At 60.8% G+C, this 22,542-nt stretch carries 23 protein-coding genes; 6 read left to right on the top strand and 17 right to left on the bottom strand.

The window, feature by feature from the left end:
• Window positions 1-114: 114 nt before the first annotated feature.
• Both RA26_RS12870 and RA26_RS12865 read right to left on the bottom strand, forming a co-directional pair.
• The gene (locus tag RA26_RS12870; protein WP_039184203.1) at window positions 115-531 is read right to left on the bottom strand and encodes a secondary thiamine-phosphate synthase enzyme YjbQ; all 417 of its coding nucleotides are present in this window, start codon (window positions 529-531) and stop codon (window positions 115-117) included.
• A gap of 58 nt (window positions 532-589) precedes the next feature.
• A complete protein-coding gene (locus tag RA26_RS12865; protein WP_039184162.1) occupies window positions 590-1,015 on the bottom strand; it encodes a hypothetical protein in 426 nt (141 codons plus the stop codon).
• Window positions 1,016-1,288: 273 nt separating this feature from the next.
• Between RA26_RS12865 and RA26_RS22645 the strand changes: the two genes are divergently transcribed.
• Window positions 1,289-1,540, top strand: coding sequence for a hypothetical protein (locus RA26_RS22645; RefSeq protein WP_152612602.1), 252 nt, complete (start codon window positions 1,289-1,291; stop codon window positions 1,538-1,540).
• A 253-nt stretch (window positions 1,541-1,793) separates the two neighbouring features.
• On the opposite strand, the gene RA26_RS12860 is transcribed toward RA26_RS22645, so the two are convergent.
• The 13 genes from RA26_RS12860 to RA26_RS12800 all read right to left on the bottom strand — a co-directional run bounded on the left by RA26_RS12860 (window position 1,794) and on the right by RA26_RS12800 (window position 15,453).
• The gene (locus tag RA26_RS12860) at window positions 1,794-2,195 is read right to left on the bottom strand and encodes a hypothetical protein (protein ID WP_039184160.1); all 402 of its coding nucleotides are present in this window, start codon (window positions 2,193-2,195) and stop codon (window positions 1,794-1,796) included.
• 106 nt (window positions 2,196-2,301) lie between these two features.
• Window positions 2,302-2,598, bottom strand: coding sequence for a hypothetical protein (locus RA26_RS12855; RefSeq protein WP_039184159.1), 297 nt, complete (start codon window positions 2,596-2,598; stop codon window positions 2,302-2,304).
• 83 nt (window positions 2,599-2,681) lie between these two features.
• Window positions 2,682-3,227: a DUF4166 domain-containing protein gene (locus RA26_RS12850; RefSeq protein WP_039184157.1), complete on the bottom strand. Its 546-nt coding sequence runs from the start codon at window positions 3,225-3,227 to the stop codon at window positions 2,682-2,684.
• Window positions 3,224-3,637 (bottom strand): thiol-disulfide oxidoreductase DCC family protein, encoded by a 414-nt coding sequence (locus tag RA26_RS12845; protein WP_241482643.1) that lies wholly within the window; start codon window positions 3,635-3,637, stop codon window positions 3,224-3,226. The genes RA26_RS12850 and RA26_RS12845 overlap by 4 nt, the downstream gene beginning before the upstream one ends.
• Window positions 3,638-3,667: 30 nt before the next feature.
• Window positions 3,668-4,153: a hypothetical protein gene (locus RA26_RS12840; RefSeq protein WP_152612601.1), complete on the bottom strand. Its 486-nt coding sequence runs from the start codon at window positions 4,151-4,153 to the stop codon at window positions 3,668-3,670.
• 47 nt (window positions 4,154-4,200) lie between these two features.
• Window positions 4,201-6,186 carry an RNA polymerase sigma factor RpoD gene (gene rpoD, locus RA26_RS12835; protein WP_039184154.1) on the bottom strand — a complete coding sequence of 662 codons (1,986 nt, stop codon included), beginning with the start codon at window positions 6,184-6,186 and terminating at the stop codon, window positions 4,201-4,203.
• Window positions 6,187-6,317: 131 nt separating this feature from the next.
• On the bottom strand, window positions 6,318-8,309 hold the full coding sequence (gene dnaG, locus RA26_RS12830) for a DNA primase (RefSeq protein ID WP_039184153.1): 1,992 nt from the start codon (window positions 8,307-8,309) through the stop codon (window positions 6,318-6,320).
• A gap of 1 nt (window position 8,310) precedes the next feature.
• Window positions 8,311-8,649 carry a hypothetical protein gene (locus tag RA26_RS12825; protein ID WP_039184152.1) on the bottom strand — a complete coding sequence of 113 codons (339 nt, stop codon included), beginning with the start codon at window positions 8,647-8,649 and terminating at the stop codon, window positions 8,311-8,313.
• A 37-nt stretch (window positions 8,650-8,686) separates the two neighbouring features.
• The gene (locus RA26_RS12820) at window positions 8,687-9,232 is read right to left on the bottom strand and encodes a sarcosine oxidase subunit gamma (protein WP_039184151.1); all 546 of its coding nucleotides are present in this window, start codon (window positions 9,230-9,232) and stop codon (window positions 8,687-8,689) included.
• Entirely contained in the window at window positions 9,225-12,170 is a 2,946-nt protein-coding gene (locus RA26_RS12815) for a sarcosine oxidase subunit alpha family protein (RefSeq protein ID WP_039184150.1), read from the bottom strand. Before RA26_RS12815 ends, RA26_RS12820 begins: the two co-directional genes overlap by 8 nt.
• A complete protein-coding gene (locus RA26_RS12810; protein ID WP_039184149.1) occupies window positions 12,167-12,436 on the bottom strand; it encodes a sarcosine oxidase subunit delta in 270 nt (89 codons plus the stop codon). Before RA26_RS12810 ends, RA26_RS12815 begins: the two co-directional genes overlap by 4 nt.
• 66 nt (window positions 12,437-12,502) lie before the next feature.
• On the bottom strand, window positions 12,503-13,756 hold the full coding sequence (locus RA26_RS12805) for a sarcosine oxidase subunit beta family protein (protein ID WP_039184148.1): 1,254 nt from the start codon (window positions 13,754-13,756) through the stop codon (window positions 12,503-12,505).
• 266 nt (window positions 13,757-14,022) lie between these two features.
• Window positions 14,023-15,453 carry a Glu/Leu/Phe/Val family dehydrogenase gene (locus RA26_RS12800; protein ID WP_039184146.1) on the bottom strand — a complete coding sequence of 477 codons (1,431 nt, stop codon included), beginning with the start codon at window positions 15,451-15,453 and terminating at the stop codon, window positions 14,023-14,025.
• Between the two features lie 336 nt (window positions 15,454-15,789).
• Between RA26_RS12800 and RA26_RS12795 the strand changes: the two genes are divergently transcribed.
• The 3 genes from RA26_RS12795 to RA26_RS12785 are packed head-to-tail and all read left to right on the top strand — an operon-like array spanning window position 15,790 to window position 18,582.
• On the top strand, window positions 15,790-17,415 hold the full coding sequence (locus RA26_RS12795) for a TadE/TadG family type IV pilus assembly protein (protein WP_039184145.1): 1,626 nt from the start codon (window positions 15,790-15,792) through the stop codon (window positions 17,413-17,415).
• Window positions 17,412-17,948, top strand: coding sequence for a TadE/TadG family type IV pilus assembly protein (locus tag RA26_RS12790; protein WP_039184143.1), 537 nt, complete (start codon window positions 17,412-17,414; stop codon window positions 17,946-17,948). The genes RA26_RS12795 and RA26_RS12790 overlap by 4 nt, the downstream gene beginning before the upstream one ends.
• A 4-nt stretch (window positions 17,949-17,952) precedes the next feature.
• Complete coding sequence (locus RA26_RS12785) at window positions 17,953-18,582, top strand: TadE/TadG family type IV pilus assembly protein (RefSeq protein ID WP_082015820.1); 630 nt, start codon at window positions 17,953-17,955, stop codon at window positions 18,580-18,582.
• Between the two features lie 20 nt (window positions 18,583-18,602).
• Here the strand turns inward: RA26_RS12785 and RA26_RS12780 are convergent, their stop codons facing one another.
• Both RA26_RS12780 and RA26_RS12775 read right to left on the bottom strand, forming a co-directional pair.
• Complete coding sequence (locus RA26_RS12780; protein ID WP_039184198.1) at window positions 18,603-19,079, bottom strand: hypothetical protein; 477 nt, start codon at window positions 19,077-19,079, stop codon at window positions 18,603-18,605.
• 105 nt (window positions 19,080-19,184) lie between these two features.
• Entirely contained in the window at window positions 19,185-20,141 is a 957-nt protein-coding gene (locus RA26_RS12775) for an NAD(P)-dependent oxidoreductase (protein ID WP_039184196.1), read from the bottom strand.
• 121 nt (window positions 20,142-20,262) lie between these two features.
• On the opposite strand from RA26_RS12775, the gene RA26_RS12770 reads away from it, so the two are divergent.
• A complete protein-coding gene (locus RA26_RS12770) occupies window positions 20,263-21,138 on the top strand; it encodes a LysR family transcriptional regulator (protein WP_039184141.1) in 876 nt (291 codons plus the stop codon).
• 53 nt (window positions 21,139-21,191) lie between these two features.
• Window positions 21,192-22,379, top strand: coding sequence for a 4Fe-4S double cluster binding domain-containing protein (locus RA26_RS12765; RefSeq protein ID WP_039184140.1), 1,188 nt, complete (start codon window positions 21,192-21,194; stop codon window positions 22,377-22,379).
• Window positions 22,380-22,542 lie beyond the last annotated feature (163 nt).

The following is a 22,542-nucleotide window of genomic DNA, read 5'->3' as shown; positions in this document are numbered from 1 at the left end:
TCCCTCAATCCTGTCAGCCTGTTTATTGTGCCGGCATGTTCCCGGTTATCCACAACTATAGGCGACCCTCCAGAATTTGGGTAGGGGGCATTTACCGCCGCTAGATAAAGAGGTTCAGGACAGATGCGCCGCCACCTGCCGCTGGTGCGGTGCATCGCGGTGTTCAAAAAGGTAGATGCCTTGCCAGGTGCCAAGCGCCGGAGCGCCGCTGCGGACTGGAATCGACAAGCTGACAGGCATCATCGCCGCCTTGATATGGGCAGGCATGTCGTCCGGCCCTTCATAGGTGTGGCGCAGATAGCCCATGGACGGATCAGACGACGGCGGCACCAGACGGGCAAAAAACGCACTCAGATCCCCCTGCACCTCCGGGTCGGCATTTTCCTGAATCAGCAGGGAGCAGGACGTATGACGGACAAACATCGTCAGCAGCCCGTCCTGAAAGCCGGTTGCAGACACCCAGGCCTTCACTTCGCGGGTAAATTCATAGAGCCCCTGCCCGCGCGTCGGAATTCTGAAATCATGCTGCATGAGCCCTTTCTGGACGGTGCAGGCCGCGCAGGCAACCCTGCACCAGCGCCCGCTGCGGTTATGGCAGCCAGCGGTCGCGCCCGGGCAGCCTGTCATAACAATAATTCTGCGCCGAGGTTACCCGCAAGCTGTCCCCTGCTTCGCGCACATTGAGCGACAAGCTGCCTGAGCGGTCCGGAACCCCAGGCGGCAGGCCGAAGGCAAATTGCACTGCTTTGCGGCCAGGCCGGTTCACCGACGGCCCCTCTCCGCGCCACACATAGATCCGCTGATTCACCGGTGCCCGCAGCTGGCGGATGGCAAAATCGGCGATGCTGCACCAGTAATCCTGCGCGCCGGAGCGACTCCGGGCCACCACTTCCCAAACGCCCTCGGAGACCGGCAGCACTTCATTTCGGTTGATCGCCCTCCATGCAAATGCAGGCACAGGTACGGACAAAACCACTGCCAGCATTCCTGTCAGCCAAAATTTCTTGCAGGTCATCTCAACCTCCTACTCTGCAATCCGGAATGACCGTGGAGAACAGTAATTTCACGGCCGCCCGAACGGCACAAAACAATAATCGAAAGCTCTCTGGACACTCATTGTATCACCAGCTTGCAAGCTGTTAACAGACCCGTATCCGCCAGATGGTGGTGTTTGGGCCAGATTTGAATCCAGTGTGAACTGCACTGCTGACCTGCGCCCCGTAGTTTCACTAGGTCCCAAACCGCGAGATATATGCAAGCTGGCATTCCAAGGAGCCCCGATAACACGGTGGGCATAGTCAGCGGCACCGCACCAGAACAAGTAACCGTTTCCGGTTCTTGGTATCACTTCGAATATACCGCCCGGCATTTGATTGACATGTATGCTGTGGCGGCTGGAATTGGCTTCGGAACTGACGGGAAGCGCCAGAGTCAAAATTGCGGCAGCGAATACAAAAGCGGAAGCAGGTTTCATGGCGGCACCCTTTCAATCAACAAGACACAATGCACTGCGCCCAGCTATCAGGGTAAGGAAATCTGAAACACAGGCCATTCAAACTGCTGTGCGGGCCGGCCCGTCCTCAGGCTTCAAGCCAAGACACAGCAAGGTGCCACTGCGCAGGCTTCGGAAACTCCGAATTATCGCAAATTCTTAAGCGGTTCAGCTGGCATCGCTCTGCCGCCTGCCGCGGGCAGCTTCCAAAACGGTTGTGGCTGATTCATCCTGCCCGTTGCTCGCTACGACCGCACAAACCTGTGACCACCCGTGAATCCGCTCCGCTTTTGGGGAGCAACTACAGCGCCGGTGCTTGCACGCAGTACCCATAGCCCTGCTGAACTGACAGGCTTTCACCCGGACGGAACCCCAGCGACAGCCAGCCCGTCTTGGGCTGCACGCCAGTCTGTTCGGGGTGAAGGGAAAACTGAACGGAGGACCGGCGCCCTGTGGTGACGCTGACATCGCGCCCGCGAACGACATAATACCGGTCAGTCCAGTTCGCGCCCAGCACCCGGCGGGCATATTGCGCGCCAGCACACCAATAGTCCCAAGTCCCGCCAGAGCGGCCTGGCACCACCTCATAAACATAGTCGTTGACAGGCAGGACACGCACGCCGCGATTGGCAACAAATGTATCGGCAGCAGCAGGGGCGGCTGAGGCACAGGCCAGCAAAGCAGCAGTGATGTGGTTCTTCATCCGGAAATGTCCCTTTGTTCGCCTCAACATAAGGACTAGCCGCAGGGTCTCCAAGGGGCGATCACGGTCCGGACTGCAACCTCTCGCAGATGTGTGCCGGCAGGCGTCAAGCCCGGACAGGAAAAGGAATGATCTCCGCACTCTCCTGCTGAGGAGCCAGCACTTCTTCTAGAATAGCCAGAACCGCTGCATCAGGTGCAGTTCCGGTTTCGGGATGAAACCGGGCCCGGGCCTGATGGCGCAGCATGTCCCGGGTATGTTCGCTGCTCATCTGTTTCAGAGCGTTGCCCTGGCTGGCCATCGCTTCCACCATGAACTGGTTGGCGCGCACCAAGTCATTCAGCGACTGGAGCTTTCCCTGCAGCGCATCCAGCGCTCCATTCAAATCGGCATGTGCAGACATCTTCTTCCCCCCGGAAGGTAAATGCGGATGGTGCGAGTTTATGACCCTGGCCGCAAACGGGCAACGCTACGGTTAGCAAATGGTTAACGCCGAAGGTTCAATTCCGGCAGCGCAATGTGGCCGGTGTAGCGCACCAGCAAGCCGACCCTTGGCAGGCTGGCGGAGATGTCGAACCCCAGGTGCCCCTGCTGTGTTTCATACTCCATGGACGCGCTTTCCGGACACAGAGCCTTGGGCAGCGGAAACCCGAACAGGCGGGCTTTTTCTACCGAAACCTTCAGCGTGCCCTGCTGCATCAGGACCGAAAGCTCCAGCTCAACCGGCCCAAAGCGCTCCAGCGCGCGGCCCCTGCGCGCGTCATAGCGCAGGACCGACCGGGTCTGATGCTTGCCGAAAACACGCCGCCAGACATGGCCGTTTCCCTGCGGTGTGACATCCAGCCGGAACCGGGTCTGCGGCATAGGCGGCGGGAAGCCTGCCAGCCGGGCCAGCAGCTGAGCCCAGCGGTTTCCGCCCTCGACACGAACAACGCCAAAACTGCGTTCAGGCGGTTCGGCATGAAACCGCATCAGCGCCGGCGGCACCTGCAGAGCTTTCGCAGCGATGATTTCGCCAAAGGCGTCCCTCATCCGCCATAGCCCCCCAAGGCAAAGCGGTCGCGGACTTCCGGACTGGGGATCATGCAAGTGTCACGCCGCCCGAACAGACGGTAGCGGTTGCGAGCGATACTGAAATAGAACGCATCCTTCAAGCGCTGCGGCAGAAACCGGCATACTGACAAGGCCGGCCATGGCCACGGAAGCGCCCGCATCGCCGCGGCAAAGGCATCAAGGCGCTGATGAGGGCGACCGTCAAAGATCACCAAGTTGGTCTCAAAATCATCCGAGGGCAAGCCAAGGTCGCAGTAAAGCCGCTGCCCCAGCGGGGACTGAGCAGTAGCAAAGGCAAATTGCCCGGCGCGGTCATGACGCATCATGAAGCGGAAGAAGCCGGAACACAGCACGCACTCACCGTCGAAGACGATGAGATTCTGGTGCACTTGGTCCAAGCTTTTAGCCTTGCCTGTCACTTATTCCCACTGCCCCGTTTCCAAGGAGTAGACCTGCCCCGCTGCGACTTTTGCATCAAACAGCGGCAAGGGGTAGCCGCTGTCCACGCTGCCGGCATCACACCGCAGGTGTGCCAGTTCTTCACCGTTCTGTTCGACAATAACTCCAGCTTCCATGGGAAACCGCGCTCCCGGATCCTTTGAGAGACTGTAATAAACGATGTAGCGTACATTGCCGTTGCTGAAAATAGCTTCTTCCCAGATCGAACCGCCAATGCCCGGCCATGGGGTCATGTCCACGTCGCGCACATCTCGTTTCATTTCGAGTTCCGGCTGCCGCCCTGGTCTCCCAAAAACATAAGTTGCCTGCTCGCCCTGCAAACAGGTCGTCAATGTTCTTACTCCGTCTTTGAATGTACAGGAAATCAGCGTCTCGGAACCTTCGGGACATGCCGATACTGCTGCACTATTGGCCAGTAATAAAAGGCCGGGCAGAAAGATCCTCAAATACATCTCCTTGAAACGCAAAGGCGCCCCGTAGGGCGCCTTCTTACTTACTGATCCAAGAAACTGCGCAGTTTGCGCGAGCGGCTGGGGTGCTTCAGCTTCCTCAGCGCTTTGGCCTCGATCTGCCGGATCCGTTCACGGGTCACGCTGAACTGCTGGCCGACCTCTTCCAGCGTGTGGTCGGTGTTCATGCCGATGCCGAAACGCATCCGCAGAACCCGCTCCTCACGCGGGGTGAGCGAGGCCAGCACACGGGTCGTGGTTTCCTTGAGGTTTTCCTGAATGGCGCTGTCTAAGGGCAGCACGGCGTTCTTGTCCTCGATGAAATCACCCAGCTGGCTGTCTTCCTCGTCGCCGATCGGGGTTTCGAGCGAGATCGGCTCCTTGGCGATCTTCATCACCTTGCGGACCTTCTCCAGCGGCATCTGCAGCTTGTCGGCCAGCTCTTCCGGGGTCGGCTCGCGGCCGATCTCGTGCAGCATCTGGCGGCCTGTGCGGACCAGCTTGTTGATGGTCTCAATCATGTGGACCGGGATCCGGATGGTACGGGCCTGATCCGCGATTGAGCGGGTGATGGCCTGGCGGATCCACCAAGTCGCATAGGTCGAGAACTTGTAGCCGCGGCGGTATTCGAACTTGTCCACCGCTTTCATCAGGCCAATGTTGCCTTCCTGGATCAGGTCCAGGAATTGCAGGCCTCGGTTGGTGTATTTCTTGGCGATGGAGATCACCAGGCGCAAGTTGGCCTCGACCATTTCCTTCTTGGCCTGGCGCGCTTCCTTCTCGCCTTTCTGGACCTGCTGCACGATGCGGCGGAATTCGGAGATGTCCAGACCGACATACTGACCGACCTGGGCCATATCGGCGCGCAGCTCCTCGACCTTGTCGGTGGAGCGTTCGATGAACATCTGCCAACCACGGCCCGGCTTTTCTCCCATGTCGGACAGCCAATTCGGGTCCAGCTCGCGGCCGCGGTAGGCGTCCACGAACTCACGGCGGTTGATGCGGGCCTGATCGGCCAGCTTCACCATCGAGCTGTCAATCTGCATAACGCGGCGGTTGATGCCATAGAGCTGGTCGATCAGCGCTTCGATACGGTTGTTGTGCAGGTGCAGGCCGTTCACCAACTCGACGATTTCCGAGCGCAGCGACTGATAGCGGGCCTCGTCGTCGCTGCTGAAGGAGCCGTCCTCATTCAGGGTTGCCGAAATCCGGCTGTCCTGCATTTCGCTCAGCTCGGCAAAATCGGTAGAGATCCGCTCCAGCGTGACCAGAACCCGATCCTTGAGCGCAGCCTCCATCGCGGCCAGCGACATGTTGGCCTGGTCATCGTCGTCGTCATCGTCGTCATCCTGGGAGATCGGATTACCGTCCGCATCCAGTTCCGGGCCTTCATCCTTGGCCGGTTTGGCGGATGCCACTGCAGACGTGTCGACAACAGGCTCTTCTTCGCCGTCCTCATCCATCTGATTGCCAAAAGTGGCCTCCAGGTCGATGACGTCGCGCAGAAGAATGTCCTCGGACAAGAGTTCGTCGTGCCAGATTGTGATCGCCTGGAAGGTCAGTGGGCTTTCGCACAACCCAAGGATCATCGTATTGCGGCCCGCCTCGATGCGTTTCGCAATTGCGATCTCACCTTCGCGGGACAGCAGTTCAACCGATCCCATCTCGCGCAGGTACATGCGCACCGGATCATCGGTCCGATCCAGCTTCTCGGTCTGGGCGCCTGCCAGCGCAACCTCGCGCGGGCCTTCGGTGGTCACAAGGTCAGTGGTGCCCTTGTTCTCTTCTTCCTCGGCCTCTTCGTCCTCGATGATGTTGATGCCCATTTCGCTGAGCATCGACATCACGTCTTCGATCTGTTCCGAGCTGACCTGATCCGGCGGCAGAACCTGATTGAGCTGATCGTAGGTGATGTAGCCTTTCTCGCGGGCCTCCGCGATCATCTTCTTGACCTGAGCCTGGCTCATGTCGAGGGAGATTTCGGCGTCCTGATCGTCAGGTTTGCGGTCGTCGGTGTCTTTGGCGGCCATTAAATGCTCCTACTCAGGGGCTGCGGGATGATTCGCTGAGCGAATCATTAGCGCGATCATCTGATTCGTCACCCCGTTTACCCAATTTTCCTGTGCTCTTCCTTAGCAAAACGCAGAATCACTCTCGCGTGTTACTTCTCGGAGAAGCCGATCCGGTCCAAAAGGGCCCCGAAAGCATCACGCTCATCCCGGTTGAGCCGCGCGCCATTCTTGCCCACGTCATACGTTGCCTTGTCCTCATTTTCGCTGCGCACGGCCTTGTTCTTGGCCTCTGCTGCCTGCCGCAGCCGCCAAGTCAGCGCCTCATCCGCAAGGCCATGCAAATCCTCTTCGGCTTCTGCCAGTTCCGCATCCAGCCCGCGCAGCGTTTCGAGTTTTGCGAGTTCTTCGGCCAGGGTCATGCTGGCCAGTTCGGTGTCGCCGGGTCTGCGCAGGCAGGGGATGATTGCAACGTGGCGAAGGGCAAACAGGTTTTCAAGGGCATGAGGCCCCAAAGACCAGTCGATTTCCTCGCGCAGCCGCTCCGGCGCGCTGATGCCATGGCGAAGCACCATGTCCCGCAGGGCCGCCAGATCCGGATCGGCGCATTGCAGGCGCTCCAGGCTGGTCTCGAATTCCGGGATCACTTCCGGCGTGGTGATGGCGGTTGCCAGGATCACCGCCTCACGCATCGCGGCAAAGGATTCATCATCGGCACCTGCCACCAGAGAGGCACGGGTGGTGGCACGCGGCTGCGGGATCGGGCCAAAGCCTTTGCCCGGTTTCCAGGGCGCCCGGGTACCGTCGCGGAAGCCGCCGCCCTTGCCGCTGCGCTGCTGATAGCTGCCGCTGTCCCGGTTGCCGCGGAACAGCTGCCAGCGCAGTTCCTTGACGTCTTCTCCGTAGTGCTTGCGGATCGAGGGGTCGCGGATCAGCTTGATCTTTTCCCGCAAGCTTTTGTCCAGCGCCGCCTTGCGCTCCGGGCTGTCAAACACCTTGCCCTCGGTCTCGCGCTGCCACAGCAGCTTGACCATCGGCATCGCCTGATCCAGCACCGCCTGCACCGCTTCCGGGCCTTCGCTGCGGATCATGTCATCGGGGTCCTTGCCCTCAGGCATGATGGCAAAGCGCAGCGACTTGCCCGCCTCCAGCAAGGGCAGCGCTAGGTCGATCAGCCGCATGGCCGCACGGAGGCCCGCAGTATCGCCGTCCAGCGCGATGATCGGCTCATCCGACATGCGCCACAGCATCTGCAGCTGATTTTCGGTGATCGCGGTTCCCAGCGGCGCCACGGAGGACTGGAAGCCGCCCTCAGACAGCGCGATTACATCCATGTATCCTTCGGCCACAACCAGCGTGGAGCCGCGCCCCGAGGCCGCCCGCGCAGGACCATGATTGTAAAGGCTGCGGCCTTTGTCGAACAGCTCGGTCTCTGGCGAATTCAGGTATTTGGCGTTGTCGTTCGGGTCCATTGCCCGGCCGCCAAAAGCAATCGCCCGGCCGCGCGCATCACGGATCGGGAACATGATCCGCTTGCGGAAGGTATCATAAGGCTTGCCGCCCTTATTCGAAGGCTTGGCCAGCCCAGCACCGATGATCAAATCTTCGGGCACGTTCTTGCCGCGCAAGGCATCCCACAGGTTCTGCCAGCCGTCAGGGGCAAAGCCGATCTCCCAGCGGTCCAGCGCCTGCGCCGTCAGGCCCCGCCGCTGCAGATAGGCGCGGGCATCCTGGGCGGAATTGGTCTTGAGCTGCAGTCGAAAAAACTGCACCGCCTGTTCCATAACATCGGCAAGCAGCGTCCGGCGGTCCTGTTTCTCTTGCGCACGCGGATCTCGCTTGGGCATTTCCATGCCCGCTTCCCCTGCCAGGATCTCCACCGCCTCCATGAAACCGACGTTCTCGGTCTCCTGAACAAACTTCAGCGCGTCGCCCTTGGCGTGGCAGCCGAAGCAGTAGTAGAACCCTTTGCGGTCCTCCACGTGAAACGAGGCGGTCTTTTCGTGGTGGAACGGGCACGGTCCCCAATAGTCGCCCTTGCCTGGCTGTGATTTGCGCTGGTCCCACATGACCTTGCGCCCGACAACATCAGATATGCTGATGCGGGTGCGCAGTTCATCCAGAAAGCCGGGCGGCAGGGACATATCAGTTCGACTTCAGTTGTTTCTGCATCGCCTGGATCTGATCCCAGTTCTGCAGGCACTGCTGTTCGAACAGCGCGCCGAGGTCGGTTTCCTTCAGGTCGCGCCGCTTCATCGCATAGACATGGCTTGTCAGCTGCGGGATCGCATTGGAGTAGGCATCAGGCCACTCCGGATGGCTGTCCAGAATCACCTGCTCAACCTCCTCCTGCTTCACCCGGTCCAGCCGCGCCTGCTGCACCGCGGCCATGACTTGGCCTTGGTATTTGCAGCTTTGTTCTTTGCTTTCAGAAGCATAGGCCGGAGCCGCCAGCAAGGCGGCTGCAAGGGTGATGCGGATCATAGATGCGCTCCGGGAATCAGTTGGTGATCCCCGCAGGTTACCCCCGCGCCGTGACAGCTTCCATGGCTGTTTTCAAATCATGCACAAGCGTTTTCGCCATCGAGCGGAACACCATGATCTGAAACGCCTGCGGGCCAATGCGGGTGACCGAGGCCATCATATGCTTCAGCTCCGTCCGCACGGTATGGCCGCGCTTGAAAATCTGGGGGCGCAAATCCACCGGCACCAGCCGCGCCAGCACGTCCCCGGCCCCAGCCCCGTCCAGCCGGACAACGGCCCAGGCGTCGCTCTGTTCTGTCAGCGCTGCATGTTTGACCAGCTTGGCGTCTGGTTCAGGCCCCATCAGCAGCGCCATCTCGCGGCCGAACCAGACAGCCCGGCTGCCCGCCTTGCCGGTTGCGCGGTTCGCCGCCGGGAATGCTATTCCGTGGGCCGCTTCCAAGGCTTTGCTCAACGCCTTCTCCTGCCCTTTAAACGGTGCCAGGACCCACATGCTGCCGGGCTGCTCTTCAGTCAGGCTCATGCCTCCGAGGGTTATCGGCAGCAGCCTGTCACAGGGGCTTTTTGCTTTCAGTTCAGCCACGGGCACGCCCTCCCTCTGGGTCAAAGAACACAGGCGAAACAACCTCGCACAACGTATCCACACCGCGCATATGGTCGACCAGGCGCACGGTCTCGCCAATGCGGTCTGGGCCTTCCTTGAGGAAGGCCAGGCCTACCGGATGCCCCAGCGTCGGCGAGTACCCAGCCGATGTCACATAGCCCTGATCATAGATCCGCTCGACCGGGTCGCCCGGCGTGAACAGATGCGCACCAGCGGTGATCTCCTTGGCCGCTCCCACTGGTTTCAGCCCCACAAGGCGCATCCGGTCCTCGGCCATCAGGCCTTCGCGGGCGGACATCGCCTTGCCCAGGAAGTCCTTCTTCTTGGACATCATCCCCTGCAGGCCCAAGTCAAAAGCTGTCACCGTGCCATTGATCTCGGCGTGGGTAATCAGCCCCTTCTCGATCCGCAGCACATTGAGCGCCTCCATTCCATAGGCCCCGCCGCCCATCGCTTCGGCCCGCTTCAGGAGTTCACGATACAGGCTCTCGCCATAGCGCGCGGGCACCGCAACCTCATAAGCATGCTCGCCCGAGAAGGAGATCCGGAACAAGCGGCCCTTGACGCCCAGCACCGTTGCCTCGCCGCAGCCCATGAAGGGCCAGGTCTCGCCGTTCACATCCTCGCCCAGCAGCCCGTTCAGCAGCTCCTGAGACTTCGGCCCGGCCACGGCAAACTGCGCCCATTGCTCGGTCACCGAGGTAAAACGCACGTCCCATTCCGGGTAGAGCGCCTGGGACACGAACTCCATATGCGCCATCACCTGCCCCGCAGCAGCGGTGGTGGTGGTCATGACAAAGTGTTTTTCACCCAGCCGCGCGGTGGTGCCGTCGTCCATGACAAAGCCGTCTTCGCGCAGCATCAGCCCATAGCGGACCCTGCCCACCTTCAGGGTGCTGAAGGTGTTGGTGTAGAGGAAATCGAGGAACTTGCCCGCGTCGGCGCCCTGGATGTCGATCTTGCCCAGGGTGGAGACATCGCAGATGCCCACAGCCTTGCGCACCAGGGTCACCTCACGGTCGCAGGATTGGCGCCAGTTGGTCTCTCCCTGCTTAGGGAAATAGGCAGCGCGGTACCACAGGCCCACCTCCAGCTGATGCGCCCCGCGGGTGTCGCTCTCGCCATGCGAGGTCAGGAAGCGCTGCGGCTTGAAGCCCTCATCCGTAGCCCCTGCCCCCATCGCGCCCAGCGACACCGGCACAAAGGGCGGGCGGAAAGTGGTGGTGCCGGTCTCGGGAATGGTCCGCCCGGTGGCATCCGCCAGCACCGCCAGCGCAGCGACGTTAGAGTTCTTGCCCTGATCGGTCGCCATCCCTTGAGTGGTGTAGCGCTTCATATGCTCGACCGAGCGGAAGTTCTCCACCGCCGCCTGCTTCACATCCTTGACGGTCACATCGTTCTGGAAGTCGAGCCAGGCACGCCCCTTGCCCGGCACCGCCCATAGCGCGGTGATGCGGTAAGGATCATCCTCGGCATCCGGCAGATCGGCAGCTGCAGATTTTAGGCCCTGCGCCTCCAGCACTTTGCCAGCAGCCTCAGCCCCCTCGCGCAGCGCACTAGCGGTGGAGAATGCGCCGTTGCAGGCGCCTGCTGTAACCATGCCAGGTACTGCACCCTCTGCCGGTACAAAGGCCAGCGCCTCGCGGTTCCACTGCGGGCGGCTGTTCAAATGGCAGGTCAGATGCACAGACGGGTTCCAGCCGCCGGACATCGCCAGGCAGTCAGTCTGGATCTTCTCCTCGCCCCTGACCGAGCGCACGGTGATGCTCTCGACGCGCTGGCGGCCTGCGCTTCCGCAGACCTGTGCGCCTTTGATCACCTGATAGGGGCCGTCAACGGGCGCATCATGACGGCTGTCGATCACCGCCGCAATGTGCACACCTGCGTCATGCAAGTCGCGCGCTGTGCGGTGAGCCTGATCGTTGTTGGCAAACAGCGTCACCCGTTCACCCGGCGCCACGCCCCAGCGGTTCAGATAAGCCCGCACCGCACCCGCCATCATGATGCCGGGACGGTCGTTGTTACGGAAGGCCACCGGGCGTTCGATTGCGCCTGCCGCCAGCACTGCGTGCTTGGCTGCAATCCGCCAGAAGCACTCGCGCGGCAAATGGCTGCCCTTCAGCGAATGCCGCCGCGGCAGATGGTGCGAGACCCGTTCCAGCGCGCCATAGGTGCCCTGGTCATAGGCGCCGGTAACAGCGGTGCGGGGCATCAGCCGCACGTTTTCCATCGCCTCCAGTTCGGCCAGAACTTCAGCGGCCCACACATGACCCGGTTTGCCGCCGATCTCCTCGCGCTCCGCCAAAAGGCGGCCACCCATGCGGCCGTCTTCCTCAGCCAGGATCACATCTGCCCCGGCCCGGCCCGCGGTCAGCGCGGCCATCAAGCCTGCAGGGCCGGAGCCGATCACCAGCACATCGCAGAAGGCAAAGGCCTTCTCATAGGTGTCGCGATCTGCCTCGCCCGACAGCGCGCCTAATCCGGCCGCATTGCGGATCATAGGCTCGTATACTTTCTCCCAGAAAGCCGCAGGCCACATGAAGGTCTTGTAGTAGAACCCTGCACCAAAGAACGGCGCCGCCAGGTCATTCACCGCCATCACGTCGCGCTCAACCGACGGCCAGCAGTTCTGACTGCGCGCCTCCAGCCCCTCGAACAGTTCCTGCTGGGTGGCGCGCACGTTCGGGTCCTGCTGGCCGCCTGTGCCGATGGTCACCAGCGCGTTCGGCTCCTCGCTGCCGGCGGTCAGCACTCCGCGCGGGCGGTGGTACTTAAAGGACCGCCCCACCAGATGCGTGCCGTTTGCCAGCAGCGCCGAAGCCAGTGTATCCCCCTCCAACCCCATCATGTGGCGGCCATTGAAGGCGAATGTGATCGGCTTCGCACCCTGGTTCAGACCTTTTCCGGGAAGTCTCATTTTTCACCTCCCAATCCGGCTCCGGAAGCCAACTGCACCGCCAGAATCTCATGCGTCGCGGTATCGCGCGTCACCTTCAGCCAGGCATTGCAGCCCATCTCGTGATACCACAGCTCATCCAGCGGCCCGGCCGGGTTCTCCCGCAGGTTCACATACTCATGCCAAGCGTCCAGATCCGCGCCCTCAGCCGGACGCACCAGCGCGGCACCCTTGTAATAGAATTCGCGGCGATCCCTCTCGCCGCAGAGCGGACAGGTAATTCTCATGACCGGCGCTCCTTCATCTTTGCAAATATACTCCCGCCGGATGCATACCCGGCGCGCTTCAAACGCTTAGTGCAGGTTATGCTGCGCACCGGTTCCCTCCTCGTCCATCAAGCCCACACCGCTGCGAAAGCGGTCCAGCTTCAGTTTCGTGGCTGCCCCGTGCGGACGGTCCGTGGCGATCAGATGCGCGTAAACACTGCCCGACCCCGGCGTCGCCTTGAAGCCGCCATAGCACCAGCCGCAATTAAGGTAGAGGCCGTCGATCGGCGAATGATCGATAATGGGCGACCCGTCCGGGGTCATGTCCATGATGCCACCCCAGCTGCGCAACAGCCGTGCCTTGCTGAGCGCAGGCACCATCGCCACAAAAGTCTCCATCGTGTGCTCCACCATCGGCAGGTTCCCCCGAGCGGCATAGGAGCTGTAGAAATCCAGATAGCTGCCGAACACCATACCGCCCTTGTCCGACTGGCTGATATAGAGATGCCCCTCGGCAAAGGTGATCACATGATCAACAATGGGTTTCAGCCCTTCTGAGACAAAGGCCTGCAGCACATGGCTTTCAATTGGCAGGGTCAGGCCCGCCATCGCTGCCACCTGGCCGGATCGGCCAGCCGCGGCCAGCGCTACCTTCTTGGCGCGGATCGGGCCGCGGGCAGTCTGCACCCCCACCACTTTGCCGTTTTCCACGTCGATGCCGGTGACCTCGCAATTCTGGATCAGATCCACCCCGCGCATGTCAGCGCCGCGGGCATAGCCCCAGGCCACAGCGTCGTGGCGCGCAGTCCCAGCCCGGCGCTGCATCAGCCCCCCCATGATCGGGAAGCGGTTGTTGTCGAAGTTCAGGAATGGCGCCAGCTCGCGCACGCGTTCACGGCTCAGCAGTTCCGCATCATCACCCTGATTAACTATAGAGTTGCCCCGGCGCACCGCCGCGTCGCGCTGGCCGTCGTTGTGGAACAGGTTGATGATGCCGCGCTGGGACATCATCGCGTTGTAGTTCAGATCCTGCTCCATGGTTTCCCACAGCTTCAGGGAGTGAGAATAGAATTCGGAGTTGCCCGGCAGGTAGTAGTTGGCGCGCACGATAGTAGTATTGCGACCGACGTTGCCGCCGCCCAGATACCCCTTCTCCAGCACCGCAACATTGGTGATGCCATGCTCCTGCGCCAGGTAATAGGCAGTTGCCAGCCCGTGGCCGCCGCCGCCGATGATCACCACGTCATATTCGGATTTAGGTTCAGGATCCCGCCAGTGGGGCTTCCACCCCTTGTTCCCGGTGAGCCCCTCGCGAAGCACACGCCAGCCCGAAAACCGCATGTCGTCCCTCCCCGTCAAATCACTTCCGCCGCCCGGGAAAATCTGGTCCGGGCCCTGGCGGCATTGCTACCCGCTTTCGCGTGCTGCTCCTAGCCCCAAGGCTCAGTATGCGGCACTTCAGCATGGCTTTGCCGCAAAACACACGAACTATTCACTTGTGTCCAGTTCTATTTGCGACGGCGAATGCCGTAATGGAGTCAAAGGAAAGAAAACAGGGCGGCGAGTTTCCTCACCGCCCTGTTCATCATAGTTCGCCTTGCGCGCGGTCAGAGACCCTTGGCGTGATAACTCTTGGCCACTTTGTCGATCGACACCAGATAAGCGGCGGTCCGCAGATCGGTCACGTCATCACGGCTGTGCCAGACTTCGCGCATCGACTGGTAAGCCGCCCGCATGGTGTCATCCAAGCCGGAGCGCACCAGCTCCAGCTCGCCCGCCCCCTTCAGGTACTTGTCCTTGAAGTCCGGCGACATCGACCAGGTATTGCCCATCACGTCGTCCAGACGCTGCAGCTCGTCAATCACCAGCTGGTGGCGCGCCTCTTCCTGGCGGCGCTGCATGCGGCCAAAACGGATGTGGCTGAGGTTCTTCACCCACTCAAAATAGGACACAGTCACACCGCCCGCGTTGGCGTACATGTCCGGAATGATCACGCAGCCCTTCTTGCGCAGGATCTCATCCGCTCCGGCAGTCACCGGGCCGTTTGCAGCCTCAATGATCAGCGGCGCCTTGACACGCTCGGCATTGGAAAGGTTGATCACCCCTTCCAGGGCCGCCGGAATCAGGATGTCGCACTCCTCTTCCAGAAGCGCCGCACCGTTTTCAAGGAACTGAGCATCAGGATAGCCAGACACACCGTCGTGTTTGACGATCCAGTTGCGCACCGCCTCGACATCCAGGCCTTCAGCATTGAACAGACCGCCATCGCGTTCGATGATGCCGATGATGCGCGAGCCATCCTCCTCGGACAGGAATTTGGCAGCGTGGTAGCCCACATTGCCGAGGCCCTGAACAATGACCCGCTTGCCATCCAGCTTGCCCGAAAGGCCTGCAGCGGCCTTGTCTTCCTCGTGGCGGAAGAATTCCTGCAATGCGTACTGCACGCCGCGCCCCGTGGCCTCGACCCGGCCCGAAATGCCGCCGGCATTCAGCGGCTTGCCGGTCACACAGGCTTTGGCATTAATATCGGTGGTGTTCATCCGCGCGTACTGGTCGGCAATCCAAGCCATTTCACGCTCGCCGGTGCCCATGTCGGGCGCAGGCACGTTCTGCGAGGGATGGATCAGGTCGCGCTTGGCCAGCTCATAGGCAAAGCGGCGGGTGATCAGCTCCAGCTCATGCTCCTCGTACTCGCGCGGGTCGATGCACAAACCGCCCTTGGAGCCGCCAAACGGCGCCTCAACCAAGGCGCATTTGTAGGTCATCAGCGCCGCCAGCGCCTCGACCTCATCCTGATTCACCCCCGTGGCATAACGGATACCGCCCTTCACAGGCTCCATATGCTCTGAATGCACCGACCGGTAGCCCGTAAATGTGTGCATGGCGCCGCGCAGTCGCACACCGAAGCGCACTGTGTAGGTGGCGTTGCAAACCCTGATCTTTTCCTCCAGCCCCGGCGGCAGGTCCATCAGTTTCACTGCCCGGTTAAACATCAGGTCCACGCTTTCGCGGAAGCTCGGCTCTGTGCGGCTGCTCATCAAAAATTTCTCCGTGCTCAAACATCGACTCGCTGCCGATGATGGTCTCACTCTATGCAGAGTTACTTAAGGAGTGCGACCTTTTTGACCATTTGCGGCCAAAAAGAATCATTTCCCGGCATGCGGAGTGTGATTCGCCGTTATCCAAAGAGCGATTGTCCAACCCCGCACCACAACCCTCGGAAATCACGCAGGATTAGCGTTAAAGACCGCAACAATGGGAGGGTTTTCGGCCAATTTCCGCCCCATTTCCGCCTACTTTACCAAGCATTAATTAATGGAATTCCGCTGCAGAAGCCGAGCTGGCCCGTTCCCCAGCCGGAAGGGGGTATTTAAATGAGTAAGCACCACAAGAATTCAACTGCGCTGAGCAATCCGCTCATGTTGCGCTGCCTGAAAAAGGCCAGAGGCTTCCTGCGGGAAGAGGATGGCGTTCTGGCAAAACCGATGATTATCACGCTGCTCCTTATGCTGGCCGCTGGCGGTATGGGCGTTGATTTGATGCGAATGGAGCGCGACCGCACCACTTTGCAATACACACTGGACCGTGCCGTTCTTGCGGCTGCCGACCTTGATCAGCAGCAGGACCCGGCAACGGTTGTTCAGGAGTATCTGACCAAGGCAGGGCTCGCCGACTACTACAGCGAGCCGGAAGTGGAACAGTCACTGGGCTACAAGAGTGTTGAAAGCACGATCAACGCGACCTTCCCTGCACACCTGCTGAAGTTCGCTGGCGTCGGCGACCTTCCGGTTTATGCGAATTCCCGGGCCGAAGAGACCATCGGCGCTGTCGAAATCTCCATGGTTCTCGACATTTCCGGGTCGATGTCCCGCAACAGCCGGCTGGTCAACCTGAAGGCCGCAGCACACAGCTTTGTAGATCAGATCACCCAGAACACCGACGTCGACAATCTGTCGATCTCGATCATCCCTTACGCCACACAGGTGAATGTGGGTGAAGCGCTGCTGAGCCAGTACACAAACGTCACCCAGGAGCATAACTATTCCTTCTGCGTGAACTTCATCAAGGATCAGTTCAGCAAACATACGCTGCCCCGCGATGAAAACCTCGAGCGCACCGCGCATTTCGACACGTTCACCTATTCGGAGAACATGATCTCCACGCCTGTTTGCCCGACCCGGGACGGCTCCCAGATCCTGCCTCTGACCAACAACGCTGCGTTGCTGCACGAGCATATCGACAAGCTGACTGCAAGCGGCAACACCTCCATCGACATTGGCATGAAGTGGGGCAGTGCCTTGCTCGATCCAACTGCACGTCCGGTTGTGAACGACCTGATCGCCGATGGCGTAATCGATGCATCTTTCGTGGACCGCCCCACCGACTACGGCAGCGGCGACACGCTGAAGATCATCATCCTGATGTCGGACGGCCAGAACACCAACCAGTACATGGTGAACCCGTCGCGGCGGGAAGGCGACTCCGACGTGTGGTACAACCCCACTTCGGATAGCTACTCCGTCTACCATTCCAACGGCACCAAGAACTACTATTGGGAACATCTGAACCGCTGGGAAGACCATCCCTACGGCGAGGGCACGTATCAAACCTGCAACTACTATGGCTGCACGACCCACACCGAGGAAGGCACCTCCTCCCGCCTGACCTATCCGGAGCTGCATGCCCGCGCCTCGCTGGCCTGGATTGCCAAATACGTCTACGAGTTCAGCAGCAGCGCCTGGGCCGACTGGTTCCATGCAGGCCGGTACTTCCACAACCGTGTCGCCAAGGACCAGCACACCAAGCACATCTGCGACATCACCAAGGATCAGGGTGTTATCGTCTACTCGGTCGGCTTCGAAGCCCCGTCCGGCGGCATCAAGGTCCTCGAGGACTGCGCCAGCTCCCCCGCCCACTTCTTTGACGTGGATGGCCTGGAGATCACCGACGCCTTCTCGTCAATTGCGACTTCCATCCGTCAGCTGAGGCTAACCCAATGACACACCGTATCCAAACCGCCCTGCGCCGGTTCCGGCACCGTGAGGATGGCAATGCTACAATGGAATTTGCCATCATCGTCCCAGCCTTCCTTATGATCCTGCTGGCCACGGTCGAACTCGGCATCATCAACCTGCGCCATTCCCAGCTGGAGCGCGCCGTGGATCAGACTGTCCGCGACATTCGCCTCAGCACCGGCGCCGACCTGCAGCACGATCAGCTGCGCGACGCGATCTGCGCCCGCTCAGGCTTCATCAGCAACTGCTCGGACTCGCTGCGGCTGGAGATGATCCGCCTGGACCCGTTCAACATGGCTGAGATTGATCCGACGCCGGATTGTATCGACGTCATTGACGACGTTCAGCCCGTGCGGAGCTTTGAAAACGGCCAGTCTAACGAACTGATGTTCTTGCGGGCCTGCATGAAGTTCAATCCGATTTTCCCGAGCTGGGGGCTTGCCTCCCATATTGCACAGGACGAAGACGGCCGCATTCAGCTGATTGCATCTTCTGCCTTTGTCCAGGAACCGAGGTAACGCCATGCTGACGCTTATTTCCCGCCTTTCCAACCGGACTCCGCTACCGCTGCGCGGCTTCGTTGAAAACACCAAGGGCAGCGTTTCGATGGAGTTCGCCATCTATGCCCCGCTGCTGATGTTCATGTTCGCCGCAATCTATACGTTCTTCGATGCCTTCCGCCAGGAGAACGTCAACCTGAAAGCGGCCTACACGGTCTCTGACCTGATCTCGCGTGAGACCAACTACGTGAACGAGACCTACATCGACAGCATGCACGCGCTGGCAACGGAGCTGGTGCGCGGCGATACCTCCCTGTCGACCCGTATCACTGTCGTTCGCTGGGATGAGGGCGATCAGAGCTACTATGTCGACTGGTCAAAAGTCCGCGGCTCTACCTTCACGGAATGGGACGATGGTTCTATTGCTGACGCCGAGGACAAACTGCCTGCGATGTACGATCAGGAACGCGTGATCGTGGTGGAAACCTGGAACGAAGTGACCCCGGCCTTCAACATCGGCCTGCCGCTTCTGGACGTTCAGAACTTCGTGTTCACCCGCCCACGCTTTGCACCTCAGGTTGTCTTCCTCGAGGACAAGGGCAATGGCAACAACCACAACGACGACGCCGAAAAGGTTTCGCCGCCGGCCTGATCAGTTAACGGATCAACCAATCAGCTTTGGCCGCGTCGCACCAGCATCGCGGCCAAAATTTCTGACATGGCCTTGCCCTGCGATCCGGGCGTCACCCCGCCAATGCCGATCCGCCGGCCGGACCGCCACCACAACCCTGGCATCCAGGCCCGGCCGCCTTGGGTGCTGGTTCGGACCAAAAAACCGTTGGACGGCTTGAAGGCAAAGAAGCCGCGGTCGATGGCTTCAATATCCTCTACCAGCGCGATCACTTGCCCGTCAGAGCAGCGCAGCTCTTCCGGCGTGAGCTCAATCCTGTGAACAGTAGCCTGCCACATCCGGACGGCCAGCCACAGGGCCCCTGCCCCAACCACCAGCAGGAACAGAAGCCAGGCCGGTGAAGGCGGCGCCGCAAAGGCGACATAGACCAGCAGGCAGCCGGTCAAGCCCAGCATCACCGTTCCCATCACACGCCGGCTGGCCGAGGCCTCGATTGTGGCCAGAACTTCCTTGCTCATCCGCTGCTCCCCTTTGCTGCTCAGCCGGGCATAGACCGGATCCGCAAAAGAAAACAGCCCCCGGCGCACCGGGGGCTGACCGCAGCCGTGCTGTTTTGGGGAAACTTATTCCGCAGCAGCGCTGCGCACGACTACCTCGTAGCCCGGCTCTTCCGGCTCGTCGTCGATCAGTTCCTGCGGGAAACCCGGCGCAGTGATCGACAGGCCGGTTGCTTCTTCCAGCCGCTCGATCATCCTATCCGACTGCGCCCGTTCGCCATAGCGGCGCTGACCGTCCTTCATCATCTCGATCATAAGGGGCGACAATTCCAGCGGCACGTTGTGGCGGTCGGCCAGGGTCTGAAACAATCCGATGTCCTTCATCACCAGATCCATGGTGAAATTCACATCGCGCGAGCCGGACAGGATCAGCTGGCTTTCGGTCTCATGCGCAAAGGAGGTGCCCGAGGACATCGAGATCGCCTCGAATGTCATGCCCAGATCCATGCCGCAGGCCTTCATCACTGTCAGCGCTTCCATGACTGCCAGCAGGTTCAGGTTGGCCAGGTAGTTGGTCATCACCTTCAAGGTCGAGGAATTGCCGATCTCTCCCACATGCAGGATGCGGCGGCCCATGGTGGTCAGGATCGGCAGGATACGGTCGAAAGTGGCGCGCTCGCAACCGGCATAGATCGAGATATTGCCGGTGTCGGCCCGATGGCAGCCGCCGGAAACCGGACAATCGACCGGCTCACCGCCGCGTTCGGTAACCAAGGCACCGAGGCGCTTCACCTCCGCCACGTCGGTGGTGGACATTTCCATCCAGACCTTGCCGGGTTTCACATGCGGCAGCATTTCGGTCACCACCGCGTCCGAGGCCGCCGGGCTGGGCAGGCATGTGATCACCGCATCGCAGTCCTGCATCATTTGCGCGGGGCTGCCGCCAGCCTTTGCACCGCGCGCCACGAATTTTCCAACCAGCGCCGCGTCCAGGTCGTGCACAGCCACATCCAGCCCGTTGCGCACCAGGCTGCCCGCCAGCTTGCCGCCAACATTGCCCAGGCCGATGAAGCCGATCTTCATTTCCGTTTTCATGTCCCGTTTCTCCTCCCGGGGGTAATCGCTTGCAAAAGGGCTAGCTTGACCTGCGCTAAAACAAAAACGAATAATAACGCACCCTGACCCACAAATTTTTTGCAACATAATGTCCGATTTGCCTAACCTTGTCTGGCTGCGCGCGTTTGAGGCCGCCGCCCGTCTGCACAGCTTCACTGCCGCCGCTGATGAACTGGGCCTCACCCAGGCAGCGGTCAGCCACCAGGTCCGCAGCCTGGAGAAAAGCTTTGGCATCACCCTGTTCATCCGACGCGCCCGACACCTGGAACTGACCCAGCTGGGCCATGCCTATTATCCCTCGGTCGCACAGGCACTCACCGATATCGCCTATTCCACCCGCGGCCTGCTGGGCCATGCGCAGACCCGGACTGTAACCTTGCGGGCACCAGTTTCCACCGCGGTTTTATGGGTGGCGCCGCGGCTGGGCGCCTTTCACACGGCCCACCCGCACATCCGTATCCGGCTGATCTCCGCCGTCTGGGCCGACAGCACCCAGGATGAGGACGTCGATATCGACCTGCGGCTGGGGCCTTCGGGCTGGTTCGACCGCCGTGCGCACCTGCTGGCAACCGAAAGCGTGATTGCGGTAGCACAGCCGCAGCTGGCGAAGCAGCTGAAATCGGTGGACCAGCTGTTCAGCCAGACGCTGATTCACATCCACGGCTACCAGGATCACTGGCTGCGCCTGTCCGAACAGACGGGCGGTCCACTCAAGGACCGCACGGCTCCGCTCTATGTCGACACCTCACTGGCGGCAATTGAGATGGCAGCTTCAGGTGCCGGCGTGGCCATGCTGATGCGGCGTTATGCTGAACTGCCCTTGTCGCTGGGCCGGCTGGCGCCTGTTGCTGGTGCGGAGATCCCGATGGGTCAGGGCCACTATCTGATGCCCGCCGCCGGCGATGCCCCCAACAGCGCCGAGGCCGCCATGGTGCGCGACTGGATCGTCTCCTTGTTCTGCTGATTGCCCACGCTGCAGCCCTTGCCGGAAAGCGAACAGCCCGTTAGCGTCCGCCCATGCCCTGGCCCCAGAACACCCCGCCCCAGCGTGACGGCGATGCAGCCGCAGGAATCGAAGTCACCGATGACTTCGAACGGTTCACTCAGCGCAACGACATCTTCACCCGTGCTTTCTGGGATGACCGTATAAAGTCCAAGCACACCGCCAAATTCTTTTCTTCCTACAGAATGGAAGCAGCGCCACGCCGCGGCGACGGTTTCACGCAGCGCGACTTCGCCCTGCGCAACGCGGCCTGGCTGATTTCCGACGTGGTCTCCTCCCGCCGGGCGCAAGAGGGTATCCGCGAAGGGTTCCAGGCCGCCATCCGCCCGGACACGCCAGTTGCCAAGGATGCACTAGAAATCGGCGACCCGGCAAAAATGTCCGCTGAGATAAAGCGCATCGCCAAGTTCTTCGGCGCCAATCTTTGCGGCATTACTGACATGGATGATCGCTGGATCTACACCTCCCGCGTCGATGCCCGCGACATGTCCGAAGCGCCACATGATCTGCCCGAGGGTCTAACCGGCGTGATCGTGCTGGGTCATGAGATGGACAAAGAGCTGGTCACCACCTACCCCTCAGCCCTGGCAGGTGCCGCGACAGGGCGGGAGTACAGCCACGAGGCCTCCATAGTGATGCAGCTTGCCGCCTATATCCGCAATCTGGGCTATGAGGCGGTGCCATCGATGAACGATACCGGTCTGGTGATCCCCTATGCGGTGAAGGCTGGTCTCGGCGAATACGCCCGCAACCAGATGGTGATCACGCCAGAATTCGGGCCGCGCCTCAGATTTTCTAAGATCTTCACGAACCTGCCGCTGGTGCATGACGTCCCGAAACCCCGGGGGGTGAAGGCGTTCTGCGACATCTGCACCAAATGTGCTGATGCTTGCCCGGTCAAGGCCCTGCCTTATGGGCCGCCATCAACGCAGACATCCAATGTCTCGGCCATCAAGGGCGTGAAAAAATGGACCTCTGATGCAGAGAAATGCTTTTCCTTCTGGGCCAAAATGGCTTCGGATTGCGCGATTTGCATGCGGGTCTGCCCGTTCAACCGGGATTATTCCAGGCACCGCAACCGGCTGTGGCTGAAACTGGCGCTAGGCCCCTTCCGCAAACTGGCACTGCGGCTGGCCGGCAAACACGGCGGGCGGCGCAAACCGGCTGACTGGTGGGCCGCATCTTCGCCCGGTCAGGACTGACTAGCACGAGGGCCCCCGCCCGTACTTGGCGTCTCCGGCACTGCTTCCCGTTAGACCTGGCAGCCTGCGGGCTGCGGGACCTCTGTTCACCTGCGCACAGGAGGCGTGGCCTGCAGCCTGTTTCAGCGGAGCTGCGCACGTTCTATTTTGACGGCACATACCG

It is taken from the genome of Leisingera sp. ANG-M7 (genome assembly GCF_000813965.1).
Classification (GTDB): domain Bacteria; phylum Pseudomonadota; class Alphaproteobacteria; order Rhodobacterales; family Rhodobacteraceae; genus Leisingera.
The sequence above is the reverse complement of the archived record's forward strand: the minus strand, read 5'-3'. Positions and strand labels throughout refer to the sequence as shown.

What these genes read in the sequence shown, in the direction of transcription:
- RA26_RS12805 (WP_039184148.1), bottom strand. Translation starts at nt 13,756, where the DNA reads ATGCGGTTTTCGGGCTGGCGTGTGCTTCGCGAGGGGCTCACCGGGAAC.
- rpoD (WP_039184154.1), bottom strand. Translation starts at nt 6,186, where the DNA reads ATGGCCGCCAAAGACACCGACGACCGCAAACCTGACGATCAGGACGCC.
- RA26_RS12795 (WP_039184145.1), top strand. Translation starts at nt 15,790, where the DNA reads ATGAGTAAGCACCACAAGAATTCAACTGCGCTGAGCAATCCGCTCATG.
- RA26_RS12810 (WP_039184149.1), bottom strand. Translation starts at nt 12,436, where the DNA reads ATGAGAATTACCTGTCCGCTCTGCGGCGAGAGGGATCGCCGCGAATTC.
- RA26_RS12765 (WP_039184140.1), top strand. Translation starts at nt 21,192, where the DNA reads ATGCCCTGGCCCCAGAACACCCCGCCCCAGCGTGACGGCGATGCAGCC.
- RA26_RS12855 (WP_039184159.1), bottom strand. Translation starts at nt 2,598, where the DNA reads ATGTCTGCACATGCCGATTTGAATGGAGCGCTGGATGCGCTGCAGGGA.
- RA26_RS12815 (WP_039184150.1), bottom strand. Translation starts at nt 12,170, where the DNA reads ATGAGACTTCCCGGAAAAGGTCTGAACCAGGGTGCGAAGCCGATCACA.
- RA26_RS12770 (WP_039184141.1), top strand. Translation starts at nt 20,263, where the DNA reads ATGTCCGATTTGCCTAACCTTGTCTGGCTGCGCGCGTTTGAGGCCGCC.
- RA26_RS12870 (WP_039184203.1), bottom strand. Translation starts at nt 531, where the DNA reads ATGCAGCATGATTTCAGAATTCCGACGCGCGGGCAGGGGCTCTATGAA.
- RA26_RS12865 (WP_039184162.1), bottom strand. Translation starts at nt 1,015, where the DNA reads ATGACCTGCAAGAAATTTTGGCTGACAGGAATGCTGGCAGTGGTTTTG.
- RA26_RS12785 (WP_082015820.1), top strand. Translation starts at nt 17,953, where the DNA reads ATGCTGACGCTTATTTCCCGCCTTTCCAACCGGACTCCGCTACCGCTG.
- RA26_RS12775 (WP_039184196.1), bottom strand. Translation starts at nt 20,141, where the DNA reads ATGAAGATCGGCTTCATCGGCCTGGGCAATGTTGGCGGCAAGCTGGCG.
- RA26_RS12825 (WP_039184152.1), bottom strand. Translation starts at nt 8,649, where the DNA reads ATGATCCGCATCACCCTTGCAGCCGCCTTGCTGGCGGCTCCGGCCTAT.
- RA26_RS12780 (WP_039184198.1), bottom strand. Translation starts at nt 19,079, where the DNA reads ATGAGCAAGGAAGTTCTGGCCACAATCGAGGCCTCGGCCAGCCGGCGT.
- RA26_RS12800 (WP_039184146.1), bottom strand. Translation starts at nt 15,453, where the DNA reads ATGAGCAGCCGCACAGAGCCGAGCTTCCGCGAAAGCGTGGACCTGATG.
- RA26_RS12860 (WP_039184160.1), bottom strand. Translation starts at nt 2,195, where the DNA reads ATGAAGAACCACATCACTGCTGCTTTGCTGGCCTGTGCCTCAGCCGCC.
- dnaG (WP_039184153.1), bottom strand. Translation starts at nt 8,309, where the DNA reads ATGTCCCTGCCGCCCGGCTTTCTGGATGAACTGCGCACCCGCATCAGC.
- RA26_RS12850 (WP_039184157.1), bottom strand. Translation starts at nt 3,227, where the DNA reads ATGAGGGACGCCTTTGGCGAAATCATCGCTGCGAAAGCTCTGCAGGTG.
- RA26_RS12790 (WP_039184143.1), top strand. Translation starts at nt 17,412, where the DNA reads ATGACACACCGTATCCAAACCGCCCTGCGCCGGTTCCGGCACCGTGAG.